Genomic DNA, 19163 nt, shown 5'->3' on the forward strand with positions numbered 1-19163 from the left:
GGTTTTTAACATTAAAACAGCTGAGAATATAAGCTATATTTGTACAAGAAATAAATGATAAGACCTATTGCTATGTAAAAGATAAGCTGTTCTGAAGGTTTCCCTGTTTCGTATGTGAGAGGCGATTTTATTTTCTTTCGTACAATGGGCCAAAATAAAGGCACACCTCTTTTTGAAAAGAAGTCGCCTATTACATGAAAGATATAGCCACACGCTATCCCAAACAACCATTCATATGAATATAGCTGATATAAATAAAAAATAAGTCCACAAACAAGAAGTGAATGTGTAATTCCACGATGCCCAAAAATGCTTTTAATTACTTTTGCAAGCCCAAACGATCTTCGTCCAACGTATGAGTTTGGCTCATCGATATCGGGGAGCAATGATCCAATGGCTATGCCTACGACGTATGGAAAAGTAAAAGCGACATCTGTCTGAATCGCTACTCCTGCACCGGCAGCAATCGATGTTGCAATATGTGTATGGTATCTCAATTTTGCCACCTTCTTTCTTATTCAATTTATGAACGAAAACTCAAAAACAGATACATACGTTCGCTCATGGTTAACTATAAGTGAAGGTGGCAAAATTGTCAAAGAAATCTCAAACTATGACACTTGCATACCGATTAAACCTACAGCCATGACTAAGAAGCCAATCAGTGCGCGCTTTCCATTTTGCTTTGCTTGTCCACTTTTATTAATGATGGCATACACAAATGTACAAGCATACAGTGCAAAAGTTAAAAATCCTAGTATTGTGACGTACATAAACATGTTTTTTCTCCTTTATCACCAGTGTATCCTTTTAGCATAGCTTCTTCGAAATAGAAAATCTAGCCTTTAGACAAAACTCATTTTATTTTTCTCATTCAACATGGTCATACTACTTAAAAAGGAGGAATAAAAAATGCATACAGAACAATTGCAGGATGTCTTTGACTACTATGGATTACAACCTTTATATCATAAATTTGAGTACTCGTTTAAAGCAATGGGACTATTTCAATCTATCCCCCGTCATATGATTGAAGACTTTTTGGATACTTACTCTTGTGAAACATTTGATACTTTTTCCTTTGAAGAGTTTTGTTTTTTGTTTTTAGACTTTAAACATTACGTTCAAGATGATTCTTCTTAGGATCTGTCTTTTTACTAAATTTGACTAAAAGGTCCTTTTTCTTTTAATAACTTTCTAGTATACTAAGTTTAAGAAACCGTTTTCATAACACTTAGTAAAGGACTGATACGATGATTACATTTTTACTTTCGTTTGTGCTATTACTCATTGGGTATTCGACTTATGGAAAAGTAGTCGAGCGCGTATTTGGAGTGAAAGATTCTCGACCAACTCCTGCCTATGCAATGAAAGATGGCATTGACTACGTACCGATGAATAATAAGAAGAATTCTTTAATTCAACTATTAAATATTGCCGGTGTTGGTCCAATTTTCGGACCTATTATGGGAGCGCTTTATGGTCCCGTAGCGTTTGTTTGGATTGTAATTGGAGCAATCTTTGCAGGTGCTGTACATGATTATTTAACTGGTATGATTTCCATTCGAAACCGTGGTGCTCATATTCCTGAATTAGCTGGAAAATTTTTAGGAACTTTTTCAAAACACATTGTAAACGTTTTCTCGATTTTACTACTCATTTTAGTCGGAACTGTATTTATTACATCACCAGCGGCTTTAATCAATGACTTAGCCAATGGAACCATTCCGCTGACTATCATTATCTTTGCTATTTTCGTTTATTATATTCTTTCTACAATTTTACCGATTGATAAAATTATTGGACGTATTTATCCAATCTTTGGTGCATTTCTAATTATCAGCGCAGTTGGTGTAGGAGCCATGCTTGTTGTAACAGGGGCACCTATTCCAGAGTTAACGTTTACAAATATGCATCCTGATAACATTCCAATTTTCCCACTCTTATTTTTAACGATTTCTTGTGGTGCATTATCAGGCTTTCACGCCACGCAATCACCAATTATTTCACGTACATTGCAAAATGAAAAATCCGGGCGCAAAATTTTCTACGGTATGATGATTGCAGAAGCTGCAATTGCAATGATTTGGGCTGCGGCAGCTATGAGTTTGTTTGATGGTCGTGATTTAAATAGTATTATTAACAGTGGTGGCCCAGCAGCCATTGTATCTGAAGTATCAACGTTGATGCTTGGTGCAATTGGGGGTACGCTTGCTATTATCGGAGTCATTATTTTGCCTATTACATCAGGCGATACGGCTTTCCGCTCCGCTCGTATGATCATCGCTGATTATCTGAATTTTTCGCAAATTAAGTTGCCGAATCGTTTAATCATCGCTGCACCTTTATTTGTTATTGCATTTATCTTAACTAAAATTGATTTCACGTTGTTATGGCGCTACTTCTCATGGGCTAACCAGTCAACAGCAGTCATTGCCCTATGGATCGCATCGATGTATCTCATTGTAAAAGGGGCTAATCATTGGATTTCAACGATTCCAGCATTGTTTATGACGATGGCAACGACAACTTATATTATGAATGCACCAATCGGATTTAATTTACCAATAACCGTATCTTATATAATTGCATTTGCAGTAAGCATTATCTTTTTATTTTTATTCTTTAAAAAGGCAAAACAAAATATCGCAAGCGGCTTGGAAATTGACTATACACATCCAAAGTCACCCAATCAAGCAGCTGGATAACAAAAAGGTAGCTCCCATATTTTCTGGGAGCTACCTTTTTTCACTTGTTAAATTAAAGTCCTAATGAGATGTATTTTACTTCTAAGTATTCCTCAATTCCAAAGTGGCTTCCTTCTCTACCAAGTCCACTTTCTTTAAAGCCACCAAACGGAGCTTGTGGTGTTGATGGCAGGCCATCATTTAACCCCACAATTCCATATTCAAGAGCTTCTGCAATACGGATTGCTTCTGAGATATTTTCAGTAAATACGTATGCTGCTAAACCAAATGGTGAATTATTCGCACGACGAATTACTTCTGCTTCATCTCGATAAGTAGCGATTGGAGCGATTGGTCCAAACGTTTCTTCATACATACAAAGCATTTCATCTGTAGCGCCTTTGACAACAGTTGGCTCTACAAACAAACCACTTCCTTTTGTTAAAACAGATCCACCAGTGACAACATCTCCACCTTTTTCTACTGCATCATCTAACTGCTTCTGAACTTTTTCTAACGCTTTTTCGTCGATTAGCGGTCCAATATCTGTTCCTTCTTCTAAACCGTTACCAATCTTTAGCTGTGAAACTGCTTGTGCAAATTGCTTTGTAAACTCCTCTGCAACTTTTTCGTGCACATAAATACGGTTCGTACATACGCATGTTTGACCAGCATTGCGGAATTTAGATGCGATAGCATTTGTTACTGCTTTATCTAAATCTGCGCTTTCTGTTACGATAAACGGTGCATGTCCACCAAGCTCAAGTGATACTTTTTTCATTGTATCTGCTGCGCCTTTCATCAATAGCTTTCCAACAGCTGTTGAACCTGTAAATGACAGTTTACGAACACGACCATCTTCCATCCAAGCTTCACCAATTGATTTCGCATCTCCGGCAACGACGTTAATTACTCCTTTTGGAATACCTGCTTCCGTTGCTAATTCAGCTAAGCGTAATGCAGTTAAAGGAGTTTGTTCAGCTGGCTTAATGACAGCCGTACAACCTGCCGCCAAAGCAGGAGCAACTTTACGTGTAATCATTGCAGCAGGAAAGTTCCAAGGCGTAATAGCCGCCATTACACCAACTGGTTGTTTATGAACAAATAAGCGCTTGTTCGGAGCTGATGCCGGAATTGTTTCACCGTATATTCGCTTACCTTCCTCTGCATACCATGATACAAATCCGTTCGCATATCCAATTTCACCTTTTGCTTCTTTTAATGGTTTTCCTTGCTCAATTGTCATTGTTTCAGCTAATTCGTCGGTATACTCTTCAATTAGCTGATGCCATTTCATTAATAATTTTCCGCGTTCTTCTGCTGTTTTCTTGGACCATTCTAAAAATGCTTCGTATGCTGCATCTGCTGCTAATTTTGCTTCTTTAGCCCCACCTTTGGCAACTGAAGCTACCACTTCATTTGTAGCTGGATTCACAACGTCGAACGTTTCAGACGTTTTTACCCACTCACCGTTAATATATAGATTTGCTTGTTTCATGAATGATCACTCCTTTAATTAATTTTCGCATCAACCGAGCTGTCGGTATCGTTTACTTGTATTTCTTCGTCATTGCTATGATAAACCCCTTTGTTCATCTTAATAAAGAAATATGCTCCGATAAGCGTCCAGCCTAGTACCATAATCCACTCATACGGCCAAATAAGAGCAGCTGGCATTCCAGGCATATATAATGCAATGAATCCAATGCTAAAGATGACTCCTAACCAACCGATAAAAGTTGTTTTTCCTGCTTTAAATGGACGATCCATTTGCGGTTCTTTTTTACGTAAAGCTACAAACGATAACGCAACCATTAAGTAAGCTATAACGATTCCTAATCCACCTGCATCTACAATCCATACAAGTGCAGGTCTGCCCAATAATGGAGCAAACACTGCTAATGCCCCTAAAAAAATGACCGCATTGGAAGGTGTATTATATTTAGGATGAAGGCGACCAAACCATGCTGGCAACATTCCATCTTGGGCCATCGCATAAATAACACGGCTTCCCCCGATAATAAATGCGTTCCAACTCGTCACAATTCCTGCAATACCGCCAATGATCAAAATTTTCCCGAATAATGGTGAATTAAACGCTGCCGCCATCGCATCAGCAGTTGCTAATTGCGAAATTTCTAGAGCGCCTTTATCTAATGCCATCCCTACGCCCAAAGCAATAAACATATAAAATACAATTGCAGCACTTACAGAAATAATTAAAATCTTACCAATTTCTCTTGCCGGTAAATTAGCTTCTTCTGCTACTTGAGGAATAACATCAAAACCAACGAATAAGAACGGTACCATGACTAGTACGGTCATGATGCCACCTGCTCCCCCAATAAATAATGGGTCCAAGTTCTTTGTATCTCCGTTAATCCCTGACCCAAAAATTAAAAGAATACCAATACCAACAATTGCGACTGTTAGTACAACCTGTAAAAAGGCCGCTGTTTTGAGACCAAAATAGTTGATGGCTGTTAAAATAATGGCTCCTACACTTCCAACTAATACCCACGTTAAGTAAACATCCCAGCCGTTGATTGTCCATAAATATCCTGTTTGATAATTAGGAATTAAGTAGTCTAGAACCGTAGGAAGCGCTACTGCTTCAAACGTTACTACAGATACATACCCTAAAACGATTGCCCATGAACCTACAAACGAAGCCTTTTTTCCAAGGCCTCTTTTTACAAATACATGCTCTCCGCCTACCTTTGGCATAGCTGATGCTAATTCAGCATAAGTAAGTCCTACAAAAATAACGAGTAATCCTCCAACTAAAAAAGCAATTAACGTTCCTAATGACCCAGCCGAATTTAGCCAAGTACCTGATAGTACGACCCAACCCCAGCCTAACATGGCTCCAATAGCTAAACATAATACATCGAATTTTGATAACACCTTATCCAATTGCTTAGGTTGCTTGCTCATCTCCTTCATCCATCCCCTCTAGATACTTCCTTATTTTTCGATTCGCTTGTGACTGACTAATCCCTAATTGCTCTGCAACTTTGTAAGAAGATTCGTACTTTTCATAAGCTTCGACCACCATTTTTCTCTCTATTTCTTCTACGACTTCTGGCAATGTACGATTGTGTTTATGAACTGAAAAGTCCTGTTCGAATGGTAAATCTTTTAGCGTTACTACATTGTCACTTGTAACAACAAGACGTTCAATCATATTTTCAACTTCTCGCACATTCCCCTTCCACTCCTGTCTACTAAACGCATCCAATGCTTTTGGTGAAAGCTCCACTTTGCGGTCATACACTGCATTAAAATGATTTAAAAACTGATAGACCAGCGGTAAAATATCTTCTGCCCGTTCACGTAAAGGAGGAATTGTGATGGGGACTACATTCAAACGATAATATAAGTCTCTTCGAAATAACCCTTTGTCCACCATCGCCTCCAAATCTTGATTGGTTGCAGCAATAATGCGCACATCTACTGGAATTGTTTTACTTGAACCGACAGGCCGAATGGTGCGGTCTTGAAGCACATGAAGCAATTTACTTTGTGCTTGTAACGATAGTTCACCAACTTCATCTAAAAACAAGGTTCCTCCGTTTGATAGCTCGATAATACCTTTTTTCCCTTCACGAAACGCTCCTGTAAATGTTCCACCTTGATAACCGAACAGCTCCGATTCAATTAGCTGATCTGGTAAAGCAGCACAGTTAATTTCATAATAAGGAGCACTCTTTCTAACACTTAGCTGCTGAATTAATTTTGCCACCCTACTCTTTCCAACACCCGTTTCTCCAAGTAAAAGAACGGTTGTATGAACAGAAGCAATTCGTTGAACAATAGCAAACACTTTCTTCATTGCTTTGCTATTGGTAACAATGCCCTCTAGCTCTACAGAATCAGACATCTCTTTTTGGTAACTCTCCAGCTGCTCTTCCATCTGTTCTACTTTATTTTTCAACTGCATTAAATCCGTTAAATCACGGGAATAGCTAATGACGCTTTTCAACTGCTTACTTTCATCAAAAACGGGACGAGTCCGAACATGCAAATACCTACCTGAACTTGTTTTTTGCACAAGTTCTAGCGATGTATTGGATTCAATTACCTGAAGCGTCGCCGAGGGATAAAAAATCCCTATTTCTTGAAGCTCCTTTACGTGCTTTCCAATAAACTCTTCCGCTTTCAGATGGTAATTTTTTTCACACTGTGAATTTACCATCACGACATAACCTTGCGCATCCGTAACAAAAACTTCATCAAAGGATGACTCAAAGATATCGTAAAGTTCTTGATTCATATAAGACATATTCTCGCTGTTGCTCATTAACTAAATCACCTTTTCATCAAAAATAGTATTCATTCATTTTATCAGAAAAATTTGGTAACGAAAATGGTACTTCTATTAAGAGACAAAGGACAAGCGGGTGGCCTTTGTCTCACCATTCTTATTTTTATACATTCACGAGTTGTTGTACACTTGCAGCTAACGATTCTTCCACAATTTGCAGCCCTTCTTCAAGCTGTTCATCCGTGATGACAATCGGCATTAAGAAGCGAAGTACGTTGCCATAAACCCCTGCACTTAGCAACAATAACCCTCTTTTATTTGCTTCTTGCACAACTTTTTGCGTTAATTCTTTATTTGGCTCTTTTTTAACACGATCTTTTACTAATTCTACGGCGCACATTGATCCAAGACCGCGGATATCGCCAATTACATCATAGCTTTCGCTTAACTTTTCAAAGCGTGCGCGCACAATTTCCCCAAGAACATCACTGCGCTCGTTTAGCCCTTCTTCTTCAATAATATCTAATACAGCTAACGCTGCTTCACAGCCTAAAGGACTTCCGCTATACGTTCCACCAAGTTCCCCAGGATTAGATTCGTCCATAATTTCAGCTCGACCAATAACGCCACTAATTGGTACGCCAGCACCTAATGATTTTGATACTGTGATCAAATCCGGCTCAACATCAAAGTGCTCAATTCCAAAATAACGACCTGTTCGTGCAAAGCCGGCTTGAATTTCATCTGAAACAAATAAAATTCCATTCTCTTTACATACGTTATATACTTCCTGAACGAAGCGCTTGCCAGGAACGATAAAGCCACCTTCTCCTTGAATTGGTTCCATAACTACTGCTGCTACTGTTTCAGGTGCTACTTCATTATTCAAGAAGTTTTTAAACTCTGAAATGATATAGTCCTCATAAGCTTCTTCAGTTAACCCTTCTGGTCTACGGTATGCATAAGGATAAGGAGCTTTGTATACCTCTGGAGCAAATGGTCCGAACTCAAACTTATACGGTTTTACCTTGCTTGTCATCGTCATTGTCATTAATGTACGTCCATGGAAACCACGAGTAAACGAAATGATGCCTTGACGTTTTGTATATTTACGAGCAATTTTCACAGCATTTTCTACTGCTTCAGCACCGCTGTTTAACAATAATACTTTTTTATCAAAGTTTCCTGGTGCAATAGCTGCTAATCGTTCACACAATGCTACGTATGATTCATACATCACTACATTAAAACCTGTGTGGATGAATCGATCAACTTGCTTATGAAGCGCTTCTTTTACTTTTGGATGTCCATGACCGACATTAATTGTTCCGATAGCACCAACAAAATCGATAAACGTATTGCCGTCAACATCTGTTACTAAAGCACCTTCTGCCTTTTCAGCAAATGTTGGAATACCGTAACTCACCCCTTTTGGCACAGCTTTATGTCTACGCTCTAATAGTTGTTTTGCATTTTTACCCGGAAAGTTTTTATCTACCTGACTGAATTGTCTGCTCATTATAATCTTCCTTTCACTAGTTAATTTCCTCACTCTTTTAATATGCAAGAAGCGTGCCAACTCTAAAAGTTTAATTTTTTCGACATTTCTGAACAATTTTCTTTTTCTATATAAGTCACAAATGACTCAACCAAGTCATTTGTGACTTATATAGACTTTTTATTCTTCTAAACTAGCTGTTGCCACGTTTATCCACTCCTCGCTATAATAAAGACAAAAGCTATATATTGCTAAGAGCATAATACATAGGGGGGATAAAATGCTTGAGGGATGGTTTTTGTGGTTCATTGTACTATGGGTTGTCATATTGGTTAGCTTGTTTGCAATCGGTGGCTTTTTTATGTTTCGAAAATTTTTAAAGCGGTTACCAAAAGAAGATGGAAAGTCAATTCTTGATTGGCAAGACTATTACTTAGAGCAAACGATTCACTTGTGGTCTAATGAACAAAAACAGTTATTGGAAACGCTTGTACAACCTGTTCCTGAGCTATTTCGCGACGTAGCTAGGCAAAAAATCGCCGGTAAAATCGGTGAACTTGCACTTCAAGAGCAAGCCGCAAGTATTACGGAAGATTTAATTATTCGAGGATACATTACGGCAACTCCAAAACGAGATCATAAGTTTTTGTTAAAAACATTAAAAGCTCAACGTATCGATCATTCTCCGTATCAACATTTATTTGAATAGACAAAAAAGGTGTCCCGTATGGACACCTTTTTAAATCATTTTATTCATCAAGTTGTGCTGCAGCTGTTGCTCAAGTTTTTTATACGAACGATACATCGCAATGCGCCATGGCACAATCATACCGAACGCTAAAATCCAAAACATCCCCCCAAGAGCGCCTACATCGATTGTTGAGCTTAAATATAGTTTCATGACAACGCGAATGAGTAACAATGCAATAATAATAAAGATAAACGCTTTTGACTGTTTTAAATAAATATCATCATCACGCACTTCAAACTTTGATGTTTTTATTAGAAATAATGAAAAGAACAGGCCAACTATCAAAGCCTCTAAAAATTCAGCTCCAGTCACTCGAAAAACTGGAAAAATAAACATCAACGCTCCCGTACTCATAAAAAAAGGTGGTAAAATGATTTTTTTAGCATTTACCGGCTTTTCAGATGCTTTCATCCTCATAAAAATAATGAATGAACCCATTAAAACAGCAAAAATCGTGGAAGCATAAATCAAAGTAACCCCTTCTTTACTCATAGTATACTTCCTATTATAAAACAACTGCAAAAGAATGTGAAATCTTGTCTTACTTTAAATGCGAAGGGTCATTTTTCGGTTTCTGCTTAGATTTTACTTTTTGCTTTTTCATTGCTTTTAATAAGAATCCGCCTTTAAATTTACGAGGCTCGTACGAAATAATAAATGCTCTAGGTTCATATTCTTCTATAAAATCTAATAGCTCTTCTTCACGACTTCTTTTTGTTAAAATATCTAAACGATAACGTGCGCTATCTCTTCCTTCACCTTGATAGACCGTAACTCCAAAACCTTCTTGACGAAGGCGGTTAATTAGCTCTTCATTCTTTGTCATTAAATTCACTAAAAATGTCGTATAGCCAATCGCTAAGCGTGACTCAATATATCCACCTAATATAATACCAGCACCAAATCCAACAGCATATACAATCATAGCTACAATGCTTTGGTCACCTGAAAAGACGAGGGATAAACCAAATACATATACTAATGCTTCTAAAAAACCAAAAGCCGAGGCGTACATACTCATTCCTTTTACTAGGAAAATCGTTCGCAACGTTAAGATTGGTACATAAACTAGTTGCAAAATCAATATTAATATAATCTCTTTCACTTCTACACCTCTTTTAAAATACAAATTTCACGGTTTCATTGTATCACTCTCTATATCGTTAAGGAATACATAAAAATAAATTTTTATTAACAAAAAAAGAGTTTGGGACATAACAAAATGATTGCTTCTAAAAGACGAACACTAGCTGTTCCCATCTCTTTAATTTGTCTCAACACGTTCGTTCCATTGCGCTACGGCCACTCGCTTTCCGCGGGGAGGAACCTGAGCTTCCTCGCTGCGCTGCGGGATCTCCGTTTTCCCTCTCTTTCCCGCAGGAGTCGAGTGACCTACGCTCCATTCCACCCTGTTTCCAACATTGTTTTCACAATCAACAAAAAACCTGAACGATTAAAAGTTATGAACTCTCAATCGTTCAGGTATAGTAAGGACTGAACTACTTATGTCTCAGTCTCCTTTAATTTAATTAACTATTGTTTTTTTACTAGTTTAGCAAGCGCTTCATAGCTTCTAACACTGACGACTCCTCAAAAGGTTTTACAATAAAATCTTTTGCACCAGCCTCAATGGCTTCAACAACCATTTTTTGTTGTCCCATCGCAGAACACATAATAATTTTTGCATTCGGATCAACTCGCTTGATGGCTTTAACCGCTTCAATTCCATTTAGCTCCGGCATTGTAATATCCATCGTTATAACATCAGGTTGAAGGTCATGAAATTTTTCGATGGCTTCTTTACCTGTTTCCGCTTCTCCAACTACGTGGTAACCAGCATTCTCCATAATACTTCTTAACGTTGCTCTCATAAACTTTGCGTCATCTACAATTAGTATTCTTGACAATTATAGCCCTCCGTCTTCCCCTATCTACCTCTGGTCTTTTCCAACGAAACGAAATAGGACTTTTTACTTATTACTTTATCAACGATTCCAACTTTTTTCAAGCCACACCACTTCGTTATCTAGAACCCTGTAAAGCCTCCAAAGATGCTCGTTGTATAAATAATAATCTTGGTCATCCAGTCAAAATATAAAATGATTCCCATTCCAATCATTGCATATCCACCAGCGGTCATCATTGCTTTCATATGACGCTTTATCCAGTTCATTTTACCTATAAAAAACGACATGATAAAAAATGGAATTGAAAACCCTAGCGAATAAGCAATCATGTAGAGCATAGCTGAGCTAGGATTAGTAGCTGCTAGAGCCATAACAGATACAAGAATAGGTCCTGTACATGGCGTCCACCCTGCAGCAAAAGCCATTCCGATAAGAGAAGAACCTAACAAACCTGTAGGTCGATTAGAAAACTGTACTTTGCGATCTTTCATTAAAAACTTCGGCTTAAAGACTCCAACTGTTACAAGCCCTAAAAACACAATGAGTATGGCCCCCACTTGACGAATTAAATCTCCATAGTTCGCAAATAAACTTCCAATAAAAGAAGTGCCAAAACCAATTGCAATAAAGATTAAACAAAAGCCTAGTAGAAAAAAGGTCGTATGTAAAAGAGCTTTGCGCTGATGTACGTTTTTCCCTTCTTTCAGATCCCCTACTGAGACACCTGTAATATACGATAAAAAAGCCGGATACAGCGGTAGACAGCATGGTGAAATAAACGATAAAAATCCTGCTCCAAATGCTAAAAATAAATTCACATCAGCCATTTCTGATTCACTCCATTTGTTTAGAATCTGTTACCATTTTGTCATCAAAATGACTCATCTATTCCTTTTCAAAAAGTGCCATTATCTTGTATAATTAGGTAAAAGTTTTATTGAGAAGGGACCAGTTCTATTGCTGAAACAAAATATATTGTTAGAGATTGAAAAGAAGCGTGAAGAGCTGATTCGGGTCGTTCGAGTTAGTGGATTAAATTCTCCCCCTGCTATTAAGCATAGTCAAGAATTAGATCATCTACTAAACATCTATAATAACACTCCTTCACAGCACTCCGACACAACTTCTACTTAAGAAGTTGTTTTTTTATATCTCTCCACCAGCCTTTCCTTGATGGTTCTGGAGTCGATACATGCTGTAATAAAGACCTTGCTTTTCTAACAGTTCTGCATGAGTACCTCTTTCTACAATTTCACCTTTATGTAGCACTAGGATAGCGTCTGCATGTTGAATAGTAGACAATCGATGAGCGATTGCCACCGTTGTCCTATTTCTCTTCATCTTCGCTAAAACAGCTTGAATAGCATCTTCTGTCTCTGTATCAATATGTGCTGTTGCTTCATCTAGAACTAGTATTTTTGGTTTACGTACCATTGTGCGAGCAAATGATAAGAGTTGACGCTGGCCGCTTGACAATGTTGCCCCCCTTTCAACAAGCACTTCATTATAGCTTTTCGGTAAATCTTCAATAAAAGGTGTTGCCTGTACGAATCTCAGCGCTTCTCGTACATCTTCTTCTAAAATTAAAGGATCATGAAGAGAGATATTTGCTTTAACCGTATCAGCAAAAATAAATGAATCTTGTAATACCAAACCAATTCTTCTTCTAATTTCTTCTTCACTATACGTTTGAAGGGGCTGACCATCAATTAGGATTTCACCTTGCTTTGGCGTATAAAATCCTAGAAGAAGATTAATGATTGAGCTTTTACCACTGCCTGTATGTCCCACTAACGCTACCGTTTGACCTTCTTTTATTAAAAAGGAAATATTTGATAGAACGTTTGTCTTTCCATCATAAGAAAAGGTAACTCCTCTAAATTCTATCATACCTCGTTTAATTGTAGCTTGTGAGTCTTTCATAAAAGACGGTGCTTTTTCACCTTCGTCCATTAATTCAAATACTCGCTTTGAAGCGACCATGGCTTGTTGGTACATTGAAAGGCGCTGCATCATTTCATTAACTGGCTGAAAAAAGCGCTCCAAATAGTTTACAAAAGCATATAACACCCCCACTTCTACTGGGCTATCTAAAACTGATATACCAAAGTAGCTAAGTACGCCAATAATTGCAAGAACATATAATACATCAACTGCTGGCCTTAAAAGTAAGCCGTCTAACTTTAAATTACGTACACCAGCTTGGTAATGTGATTCGTTAATATCTCCAAATTCACGTCTTAGACGCTTTTCTTGTCTAAATACCTGAACAATCCCCATACCTTGTAACGATTCGTGAATCTTTGCATTGAGCTGGCTGAGCTTTTCTCTTAACTGTGCATAATAAATCCCACTAAAATGCTGATATGTTTTCATTAATACGAAAATGAATGGTAAAAGCGCTAAGCAATAAAGTGCTAACTTCATATCTAAAATGAACATGGCTATAAAAATACCAATTAAAAAGACACCATTTTGAATAAATACCGCAATCACTTCGACAAACATTTCCTTAATTGCTTCCGTGTCGTTTGTGATTCGTGAAACTAGACTACCCGTTGGCGTTCGGTCAAAGTAGCGGAGCCCAAGCTTATGTACATGTGAAAACACGTCAATTCTTATTTGCTGAATAATGTTTAAAGCAATTCCCTGAAACTTGAGCTGCTGAAAGTATTGAATAACGACCTTGACCATGTTCAAACTTATATAGCCAACTCCTAATAAAAGGAGCGGCTCTACAGGAAAGTAACGCTCTGTTAAATACGTATCAATAAACACTTTAATAAGCATGGGACCTAATAAATCCGCTGTGGTGGCCACCAACAATAAACAAAATGCAAGCGCAAAGGATTTGCGATGGGGAACTGCGTATCTTACTAACCGCCTTAATACTTGTTTATTTTTCATGATATTCATAGCCTCCAGCTTCCACAATCTCTTCTAGCTGCTGCCTTGTATACATCTCTTGATACCACCCGTGTTCTTTTAAAAGTTCTTCATGCCTTCCCCGCTGAATGATTCGACCACCTTTAATGACCAAAATCAAATCTGCATGTGCAACTGCACTCAGGCGATGAGTAGTAATAACCGTTGTTTTATTGCGGCGGTGCTGCTTTAAAGATTTCAAAATAAGGGCTTCAGTTTTCCCATCAACTGCTGAAAGCGAGTCATCTAAAAAAAGCATTTGAGGATCTTGTAATAGTGCACGCGCAATCGACAATCGTTGTTTTTGTCCACCTGATAAAGAAACCCCTTTTTCTCCTACAATGGTTTCATATCCATCTGTAAAGCACGTGATATCTTCATGAACATGTGCCAATTGTGCCACTCGCTCTATATCCGAATGGGAAGCATTTTGGTTTGAAAAGGCAATATTTTCTCCTACTGTCGTTGAAAATAAGAAATGATCCTGGGGAACGTAACCAATACTATTATATAAAGAATCAAAGCTATAAGATTTAATGCTATGTTGATCAAAATAAATATCTCCAACCGTTAAATCGAATTCACGAATAAGAAGCTTTAGTAAAGTTGTTTTTCCAGCTCCTGTTTTTCCTACAATTCCAAGCGTTTGGCCTTCCTGTAAGGAAAAGTGAATATCTTTAAGAGCTGCTTCATCTGTACCCGGATACACAAAGCGGTCAATTTGTACCGTAATCGCTCCATTAGGGCGTTTTGTAATAGGTTTCTCACTTTCAACAATCTCATTTTTTTCTTGTAGTAGAGCAAAAACTCGATCATATGAAGCCCTTCCTCTTTCTACGATATTGAAAAGCCAACCAAACGCTAGCATCGGCCACACTAACAACCCAAGGTACGTAGTAAATGTAACTAGTTCTCCTAACGTGATCTCATTGCTTACGACCATTCATGATCCAAAAATAAGAGCAAATAAAAAAGACCAGCTCACAATAAAAGAAATCGTAGGGTCAAATAAAGAATCAATTCTCGCTACTTTCATATTCTTTTGAACAACATCAGCTGATTGTCTCGTAAACATATCGACTTCTGAGGTTTCTTTTCCAAACGTTTTTACAACTTTTACACCCGTTATACTTTCTTGCACCTTATCGTTTAATGAAGAAAAAGCCGCTTGTGCTTCTCCAAACCGTTGATGTAACATTGTGCCATATTTATTCGTTAGCCAGGCCATTAAAGGCATGGGTAATAAGCTAATTAGCGTTAGCTTCCAGCTGATTGTTACAGCCATTGTTATTAAAACAACACTGCCCGTAATAACAGAATCCGCAAATGTTAAAACGCCAATTCCCGCTGTTTGTTGAATAGCTTGAATATCATTCGTTGCGTGAGCCATCAGGTCACCCGTACGTTTACTTTGATAAAATGTTTGATTCATTTTCGTGAAGTGTTCATACAACGTATTGCGCATTTGTCGTGCCAGCTTAACAGCAGCACCAAAAATCATAACTCGCCATATGTATCTCATACCATATGAGCCGACAGCGGCTGCCCCTAACAAGAGCACCATCTGAAGGAGCTTTTCTTTTGATAAACTTCCTTTTTCAATAGCATCAACTGCCCACCCAATAACACGAGGTGGCACTAGCTGAAGTAAAGCAACCGCTATCAAAAGTAAAATCCCTATGATATACGCTCTCTTTTCTTGCTTAAAAAACCATCCCAAATCACGAAATATATTCATAACCCCACCACCACCCCTGTTTTTTCTATATTTTCTAACAATTCAAATATTATATCGCTTACATATTTTAACACAATCACATACTATCGTCAGTACATACTTATATTATATACGCGTAAGCAGTTAAAGCTCTTTATAACGCAACGATATTTGCGTTATCCCTTTCCCTCTTACAAATACTTAGTGTACAAAAAAGACACCCTTTAAGCTGAGAGTGTCTGTCCAATTAACCGTTATTTAATTTGGCTGTTCATCGCTTTCATCATTTGGTTAATCTTCTTCTGTGATGGTTTCATGCCCATTTGCATCATCATCATTTTTAACATTTGTTCATTAATTGGTGGATTTTTCTTAAAGTAGCTCATCATGTATTTACGAGCAATGAAAAATCCTAGCGCTACCCCAGCAAGCAATGCTAGAATACCAACTAGAATATATGGCCACATACTACAACTTCCTCCTTCGTGTTGTCTACCTTACAGTGTACTAAATCATTCGCCAATATACAATATTTCCAGACTAATTTCCTTAAATAATTACACATATTTTCTTGTTTTAACAGGCCTTAGCCATCCGTACTCTTCTGTCCCGTAATTAATTGCTAGATAGCACGCATCAAGCTTTCGCAGCACTTCAAAAAAAGCGGTCTCTGCATCAACATTTCCATCTCCTTCAATCGTTATACATCGACTATTTATTTTCAGCGAAGCCCGGCTTTTTTTGTGTGGGTATTCTAAAACAAAATGATCATTGTGTATAAAGAAGTGAGGGTATTGAGAAAATATTTGAAGTATCGCGCGCTGAATATATGAAATAGCAAGGGGTCTTGTAATGTATTCAACCTGCTTTTGAAGATATTGATCTTCTAAGCCTCTCTTCATTTTATAATCCACAAATAGTTGAAAAACAAGCTTCTCTCTTTGAAAATATGCTTTTGCTACTTCGTCTTCCATTAAATATACTTCATATGTTCTCATACTTCTCCTCCTTACTTTCGCCTTTTTATTTTTTTATTATAGCTTGTCCACATTGCAATGGTTGTCTATTGATGCAAAAATTCTTTTGTTTTTTTGTCGAAACAAAAAGAGTTTGGGACATAACAAAATGATTGCTTCTAAGAGACGAACAATAGCCGTTCCAATCTTTTTGGTTTGTCTGAACACGTTCGTTCCATTGCGCTGCGAGATCTCCATTTTCCCTCTCTTTCCCGCAGGAGTCGAGTGTCCTACGCTCCATTCCACCCTGTTTCCAACATTGTTTTCACAATCAACAAAAAACCTGAACGATTAAAAGTGAGAAACTCTCAATCGTTCAGGTTTATCATTGGCTGAATTATTTATGTCCCAGCCTCTTTTTTATCAATTATGCATTTAACATGCTTTTTACTCTTGCTACAACGTTATCAACTGTAAAGCCAAATTCCTTCATAATTGTTTCACCAGGAGCAGAAGCACCGAAATGGTTAATGCCAAGAACTTGACCTTCGTCACCTACATAGCGCTCCCAACCTAATGTCGAAGCCATTTCAATACCTAAGCGCTTCTTCACTGATTTTGGAATAACACTTTCTTTGTACTCAGCTGACTGCTTCTCGAAGCGATCCCATGATGGCATGCTGACAACAGCTACTGAAACACCTTCTGCTTCAAGTGCTTTTTGTGCTTCTACTGCTAAGCTTACTTCAGAACCAGTTGCAAGTAGAAGTGCATCCGCCTGTTCTTTACCTGCTTTTGATACAACGTAAGCCCCTTTTGAAACACCTTCATAAGCAGTTTCACTCGTACCTTCAAGAGTCGGTAAGTTTTGACGAGTTAACACAAGCGCTGTTGGCGTATCTGTAGACTCTAATGATAAGCGCCATGCTGCAGCCGTTTCGTTAGCGTCTGCTGGACGAATAACTGATAGACCAGGCATTGCGCGTAATGAAGGTAATTGCTCGATTGGCTCATGTGTTGGACCATCTTCACCAACTGCAATACTGTCATGCGTAAATACATACGTAACAGGTAGCTTCATTAATGCTGCTAGACGAATTGCTGGACGTAGGTAATCAGAGAATACGAAGAACGTACCGCCGAATACTTTTACACCACCATGAAGAGCCATACCGTTAAGCGCTGCGCCCATTGCAAATTCACGAACACCAAACCAGATGTTGCGTCCACTGTAATCTTTTGCAGTAAAGTCTTCTGCACCTTTGATCATTGTTTTGTTTGAACCAGCAAGGTCTGCTGAACCACCAAAGAATTGAGGAACAGCTTGTGCTACTGCGTTTAATACTTCACCTGATGAAGCACGAGTTGCTAAGCTTGAACCAGTTTCATATACAGGTAATTGTTGTTCCCAACCTTCTGGAAGTTTACCTTGTACAGCTAATTCAAATTGAACTGCTAGCTCAGGATGTTTTTCTTTATACTGAGCAAAAACGTCGTTCCATTCTTTTTCTTTCTTTGCACCTTCATCAGCAATCGTTGCTTTAAAGTGTGCATAAACTTCTTCTGGCACATAGAAATCTTCTTCAAACGTCCAGCTATACGCTTCTTTTGTTAATTTTGTTTCATCTGCACCTAGTGGCGCACCGTGAACACCTGATGTTCCCGCATGGTTTGGAGAACCATAACCAATTGTTGTTTTTACTTCAATTAAAGTTGGACGAGAAAGATCTTCTTTAGCTGCTTCGATTGCACTTGAAAGCTCTGCTAAGTCATTTCCATCTTCTACGCGAATTACTTGCCATCCGTAAGCTTTGAAACGATCTTCTACGTTTTCAGAGAATGAACGGTCTAAATCTCCGTCTAATGAGATGTCGTTTGAATCATAAAGCACGACAAGGCGACCTAATTTTAAGTGCGCTGCTAGTGAAGCTGCTTCAGCTGATACACCTTCCATTAAGTCTCCGTCACCACAAATACCGTATGTAAAGTGATCAACGATTTCAAGTCCCTCTTTATTATATGTTTCGGCTAAATGACGCTCAGCCATCGCTTTACCAACTGCCATTGCAATTCCTTGTCCTAATGGACCAGTTGTTGCATCAACACCTGCTGTGTGACCATACTCTGGATGACCTGGTGTTTTACTTCCCCATTGACGGAAGTTTTTTAAATCGTCAATTGATAGGTCATAGCCTGCTAAGTGTAATAAGCTATATAGAAGTGCTGAACCATGTCCTGCTGATAAAACAAAGCGATCACGGTTAAACCAATCTGGATTTGATGGGTTAATATTCATAAACTTTGTCCATAGCGTGTACGCCATTGGAGCTGCTCCCATTGGCATACCTGGGTGACCTGAATTTGCTTTTTCAATAGCATCAATTGATAAAGTACGAATTGTTGCAATTGAAAGATCTTCAATACGTTGTGTCATAACTCTTCATTCCTTTCAAAA

18 protein-coding genes and 1 pseudogene are annotated in these 19163 nt (G+C 38.2%); 4 read left to right on the plus strand and 15 right to left on the minus strand.

The window, feature by feature from the left end:
• Window positions 1-11: 11 nt before the first annotated feature.
• Complete coding sequence (locus MKZ18_RS14435) at window positions 12-497, minus strand: metal-dependent hydrolase (protein WP_025908291.1); 486 nt, start codon at window positions 495-497, stop codon at window positions 12-14.
• Between the two features lie 114 nt (window positions 498-611).
• Window positions 612-779 carry a hypothetical protein gene (locus MKZ18_RS14440; protein ID WP_175384187.1) on the minus strand — a complete coding sequence of 56 codons (168 nt, stop codon included), beginning with the start codon at window positions 777-779 and terminating at the stop codon, window positions 612-614.
• Window positions 780-912: 133 nt separating this feature from the next.
• On the opposite strand from MKZ18_RS14440, the gene MKZ18_RS14445 reads away from it, so the two are divergent.
• Entirely contained in the window at window positions 913-1143 is a 231-nt protein-coding gene (locus tag MKZ18_RS14445; protein ID WP_061786313.1) for a hypothetical protein, read from the plus strand.
• Between the two features lie 110 nt (window positions 1144-1253).
• Window positions 1254-2708 carry a carbon starvation CstA family protein gene (locus MKZ18_RS14450; protein WP_025908289.1) on the plus strand — a complete coding sequence of 485 codons (1455 nt, stop codon included), beginning with the start codon at window positions 1254-1256 and terminating at the stop codon, window positions 2706-2708.
• Window positions 2709-2760: 52 nt separating this feature from the next.
• Here the strand turns inward: MKZ18_RS14450 and MKZ18_RS14455 are convergent, their stop codons facing one another.
• From MKZ18_RS14455 to gabT, 4 genes are all read right to left on the minus strand, one after another.
• Window positions 2761-4185 carry an NAD-dependent succinate-semialdehyde dehydrogenase gene (locus MKZ18_RS14455; RefSeq protein ID WP_025908288.1) on the minus strand — a complete coding sequence of 475 codons (1425 nt, stop codon included), beginning with the start codon at window positions 4183-4185 and terminating at the stop codon, window positions 2761-2763.
• 14 nt (window positions 4186-4199) lie between these two features.
• Entirely contained in the window at window positions 4200-5624 is a 1425-nt protein-coding gene (locus tag MKZ18_RS14460; protein ID WP_025908287.1) for an APC family permease, read from the minus strand.
• Window positions 5608-6990, minus strand: coding sequence for a sigma-54 interaction domain-containing protein (locus MKZ18_RS14465; protein WP_061786312.1), 1383 nt, complete (start codon window positions 6988-6990; stop codon window positions 5608-5610). Before MKZ18_RS14465 ends, MKZ18_RS14460 begins: the two co-directional genes overlap by 17 nt.
• A 127-nt stretch (window positions 6991-7117) precedes the next feature.
• Window positions 7118-8473, minus strand: a complete 1356-nt coding sequence (gabT, locus tag MKZ18_RS14470; protein WP_035320142.1) for a 4-aminobutyrate--2-oxoglutarate transaminase — start codon at window positions 8471-8473, stop codon at window positions 7118-7120.
• A gap of 259 nt (window positions 8474-8732) precedes the next feature.
• On the opposite strand from gabT, the gene MKZ18_RS14475 reads away from it, so the two are divergent.
• On the plus strand, window positions 8733-9161 hold the full coding sequence (locus MKZ18_RS14475; RefSeq protein ID WP_025908284.1) for a DUF2621 domain-containing protein: 429 nt from the start codon (window positions 8733-8735) through the stop codon (window positions 9159-9161).
• Window positions 9162-9191: 30 nt separating this feature from the next.
• Here the strand turns inward: MKZ18_RS14475 and MKZ18_RS14480 are convergent, their stop codons facing one another.
• The 4 genes from MKZ18_RS14480 to MKZ18_RS14495 form a co-directional block, all read right to left on the minus strand.
• Complete coding sequence (locus MKZ18_RS14480) at window positions 9192-9695, minus strand: CcdC family protein (protein WP_061786311.1); 504 nt, start codon at window positions 9693-9695, stop codon at window positions 9192-9194.
• A 49-nt stretch (window positions 9696-9744) separates the two neighbouring features.
• Entirely contained in the window at window positions 9745-10308 is a 564-nt protein-coding gene (locus tag MKZ18_RS14485; RefSeq protein ID WP_025908282.1) for a DUF2179 domain-containing protein, read from the minus strand.
• A gap of 442 nt (window positions 10309-10750) precedes the next feature.
• Window positions 10751-11110 carry a response regulator gene (locus MKZ18_RS14490; protein WP_025908280.1) on the minus strand — a complete coding sequence of 120 codons (360 nt, stop codon included), beginning with the start codon at window positions 11108-11110 and terminating at the stop codon, window positions 10751-10753.
• Window positions 11111-11229: 119 nt separating this feature from the next.
• Entirely contained in the window at window positions 11230-11937 is a 708-nt protein-coding gene (locus MKZ18_RS14495) for a cytochrome c biogenesis CcdA family protein (protein WP_025908279.1), read from the minus strand.
• Between the two features lie 130 nt (window positions 11938-12067).
• Between MKZ18_RS14495 and MKZ18_RS14500 the strand changes: the two genes are divergently transcribed.
• Window positions 12068-12244: an aspartyl-phosphate phosphatase Spo0E family protein gene (locus MKZ18_RS14500; RefSeq protein ID WP_076512718.1), complete on the plus strand. Its 177-nt coding sequence runs from the start codon at window positions 12068-12070 to the stop codon at window positions 12242-12244.
• Between the two features lie 12 nt (window positions 12245-12256).
• Here the strand turns inward: MKZ18_RS14500 and MKZ18_RS14505 are convergent, their stop codons facing one another.
• The 5 genes and pseudogenes from MKZ18_RS14505 to tkt all read right to left on the minus strand — a co-directional run bounded on the left by MKZ18_RS14505 (window position 12257) and on the right by tkt (window position 19142).
• On the minus strand, window positions 12257-14017 hold the full coding sequence (locus MKZ18_RS14505) for an ABC transporter ATP-binding protein (protein ID WP_404826855.1): 1761 nt from the start codon (window positions 14015-14017) through the stop codon (window positions 12257-12259).
• A pseudogene (locus MKZ18_RS14510) lies at window positions 14007-15773 on the minus strand (ABC transporter transmembrane domain-containing protein). The gene MKZ18_RS14505 and the pseudogene MKZ18_RS14510 overlap by 11 nt, the downstream one beginning before the upstream one ends.
• A gap of 233 nt (window positions 15774-16006) precedes the next feature.
• On the minus strand, window positions 16007-16219 hold the full coding sequence (locus MKZ18_RS14515) for a YneF family protein (protein ID WP_025908276.1): 213 nt from the start codon (window positions 16217-16219) through the stop codon (window positions 16007-16009).
• 90 nt (window positions 16220-16309) lie between these two features.
• Entirely contained in the window at window positions 16310-16750 is a 441-nt protein-coding gene (gene sirA / locus MKZ18_RS14520; protein ID WP_076512715.1) for a sporulation inhibitor of replication protein SirA, read from the minus strand.
• Window positions 16751-17135: 385 nt separating this feature from the next.
• Entirely contained in the window at window positions 17136-19142 is a 2007-nt protein-coding gene (gene tkt / locus MKZ18_RS14525) for a transketolase (RefSeq protein WP_340842431.1), read from the minus strand.
• Between the last annotated feature and the right edge of the window lie 21 nt (window positions 19143-19163).

Origin of the sequence: Priestia sp. FSL W8-0001, assembly GCF_038050335.1 — a bacterium.
GTDB lineage: Bacteria > Bacillota > Bacilli > Bacillales > Bacillaceae_H > Priestia > Priestia flexa.

Coding starts and splice junctions, on each gene's coding strand:
- MKZ18_RS14505 (WP_404826855.1), bottom strand. CDS start 14,017: ATGAAAAATAAACAAGTATTAAGGCGGTTAGTAAGATACGCAGTTCCC.
- MKZ18_RS14450 (WP_025908289.1), top strand. CDS start 1,254: ATGATTACATTTTTACTTTCGTTTGTGCTATTACTCATTGGGTATTCG.
- tkt (WP_340842431.1), bottom strand. CDS start 19,142: ATGACACAACGTATTGAAGATCTTTCAATTGCAACAATTCGTACTTTA.
- MKZ18_RS14455 (WP_025908288.1), bottom strand. CDS start 4,185: ATGAAACAAGCAAATCTATATATTAACGGTGAGTGGGTAAAAACGTCT.
- MKZ18_RS14495 (WP_025908279.1), bottom strand. CDS start 11,937: ATGGCTGATGTGAATTTATTTTTAGCATTTGGAGCAGGATTTTTATCG.
- sirA (WP_076512715.1), bottom strand. CDS start 16,750: ATGAGAACATATGAAGTATATTTAATGGAAGACGAAGTAGCAAAAGCA.
- MKZ18_RS14465 (WP_061786312.1), bottom strand. CDS start 6,990: ATGAGCAACAGCGAGAATATGTCTTATATGAATCAAGAACTTTACGAT.
- MKZ18_RS14440 (WP_175384187.1), bottom strand. CDS start 779: ATGTTTATGTACGTCACAATACTAGGATTTTTAACTTTTGCACTGTAT.
- MKZ18_RS14460 (WP_025908287.1), bottom strand. CDS start 5,624: ATGAGCAAGCAACCTAAGCAATTGGATAAGGTGTTATCAAAATTCGAT.
- MKZ18_RS14445 (WP_061786313.1), top strand. CDS start 913: ATGCATACAGAACAATTGCAGGATGTCTTTGACTACTATGGATTACAA.
- gabT (WP_035320142.1), bottom strand. CDS start 8,473: ATGAGCAGACAATTCAGTCAGGTAGATAAAAACTTTCCGGGTAAAAAT.
- MKZ18_RS14515 (WP_025908276.1), bottom strand. CDS start 16,219: ATGTGGCCATATATTCTAGTTGGTATTCTAGCATTGCTTGCTGGGGTA.
- MKZ18_RS14480 (WP_061786311.1), bottom strand. CDS start 9,695: ATGAGTAAAGAAGGGGTTACTTTGATTTATGCTTCCACGATTTTTGCT.
- MKZ18_RS14475 (WP_025908284.1), top strand. CDS start 8,733: ATGCTTGAGGGATGGTTTTTGTGGTTCATTGTACTATGGGTTGTCATA.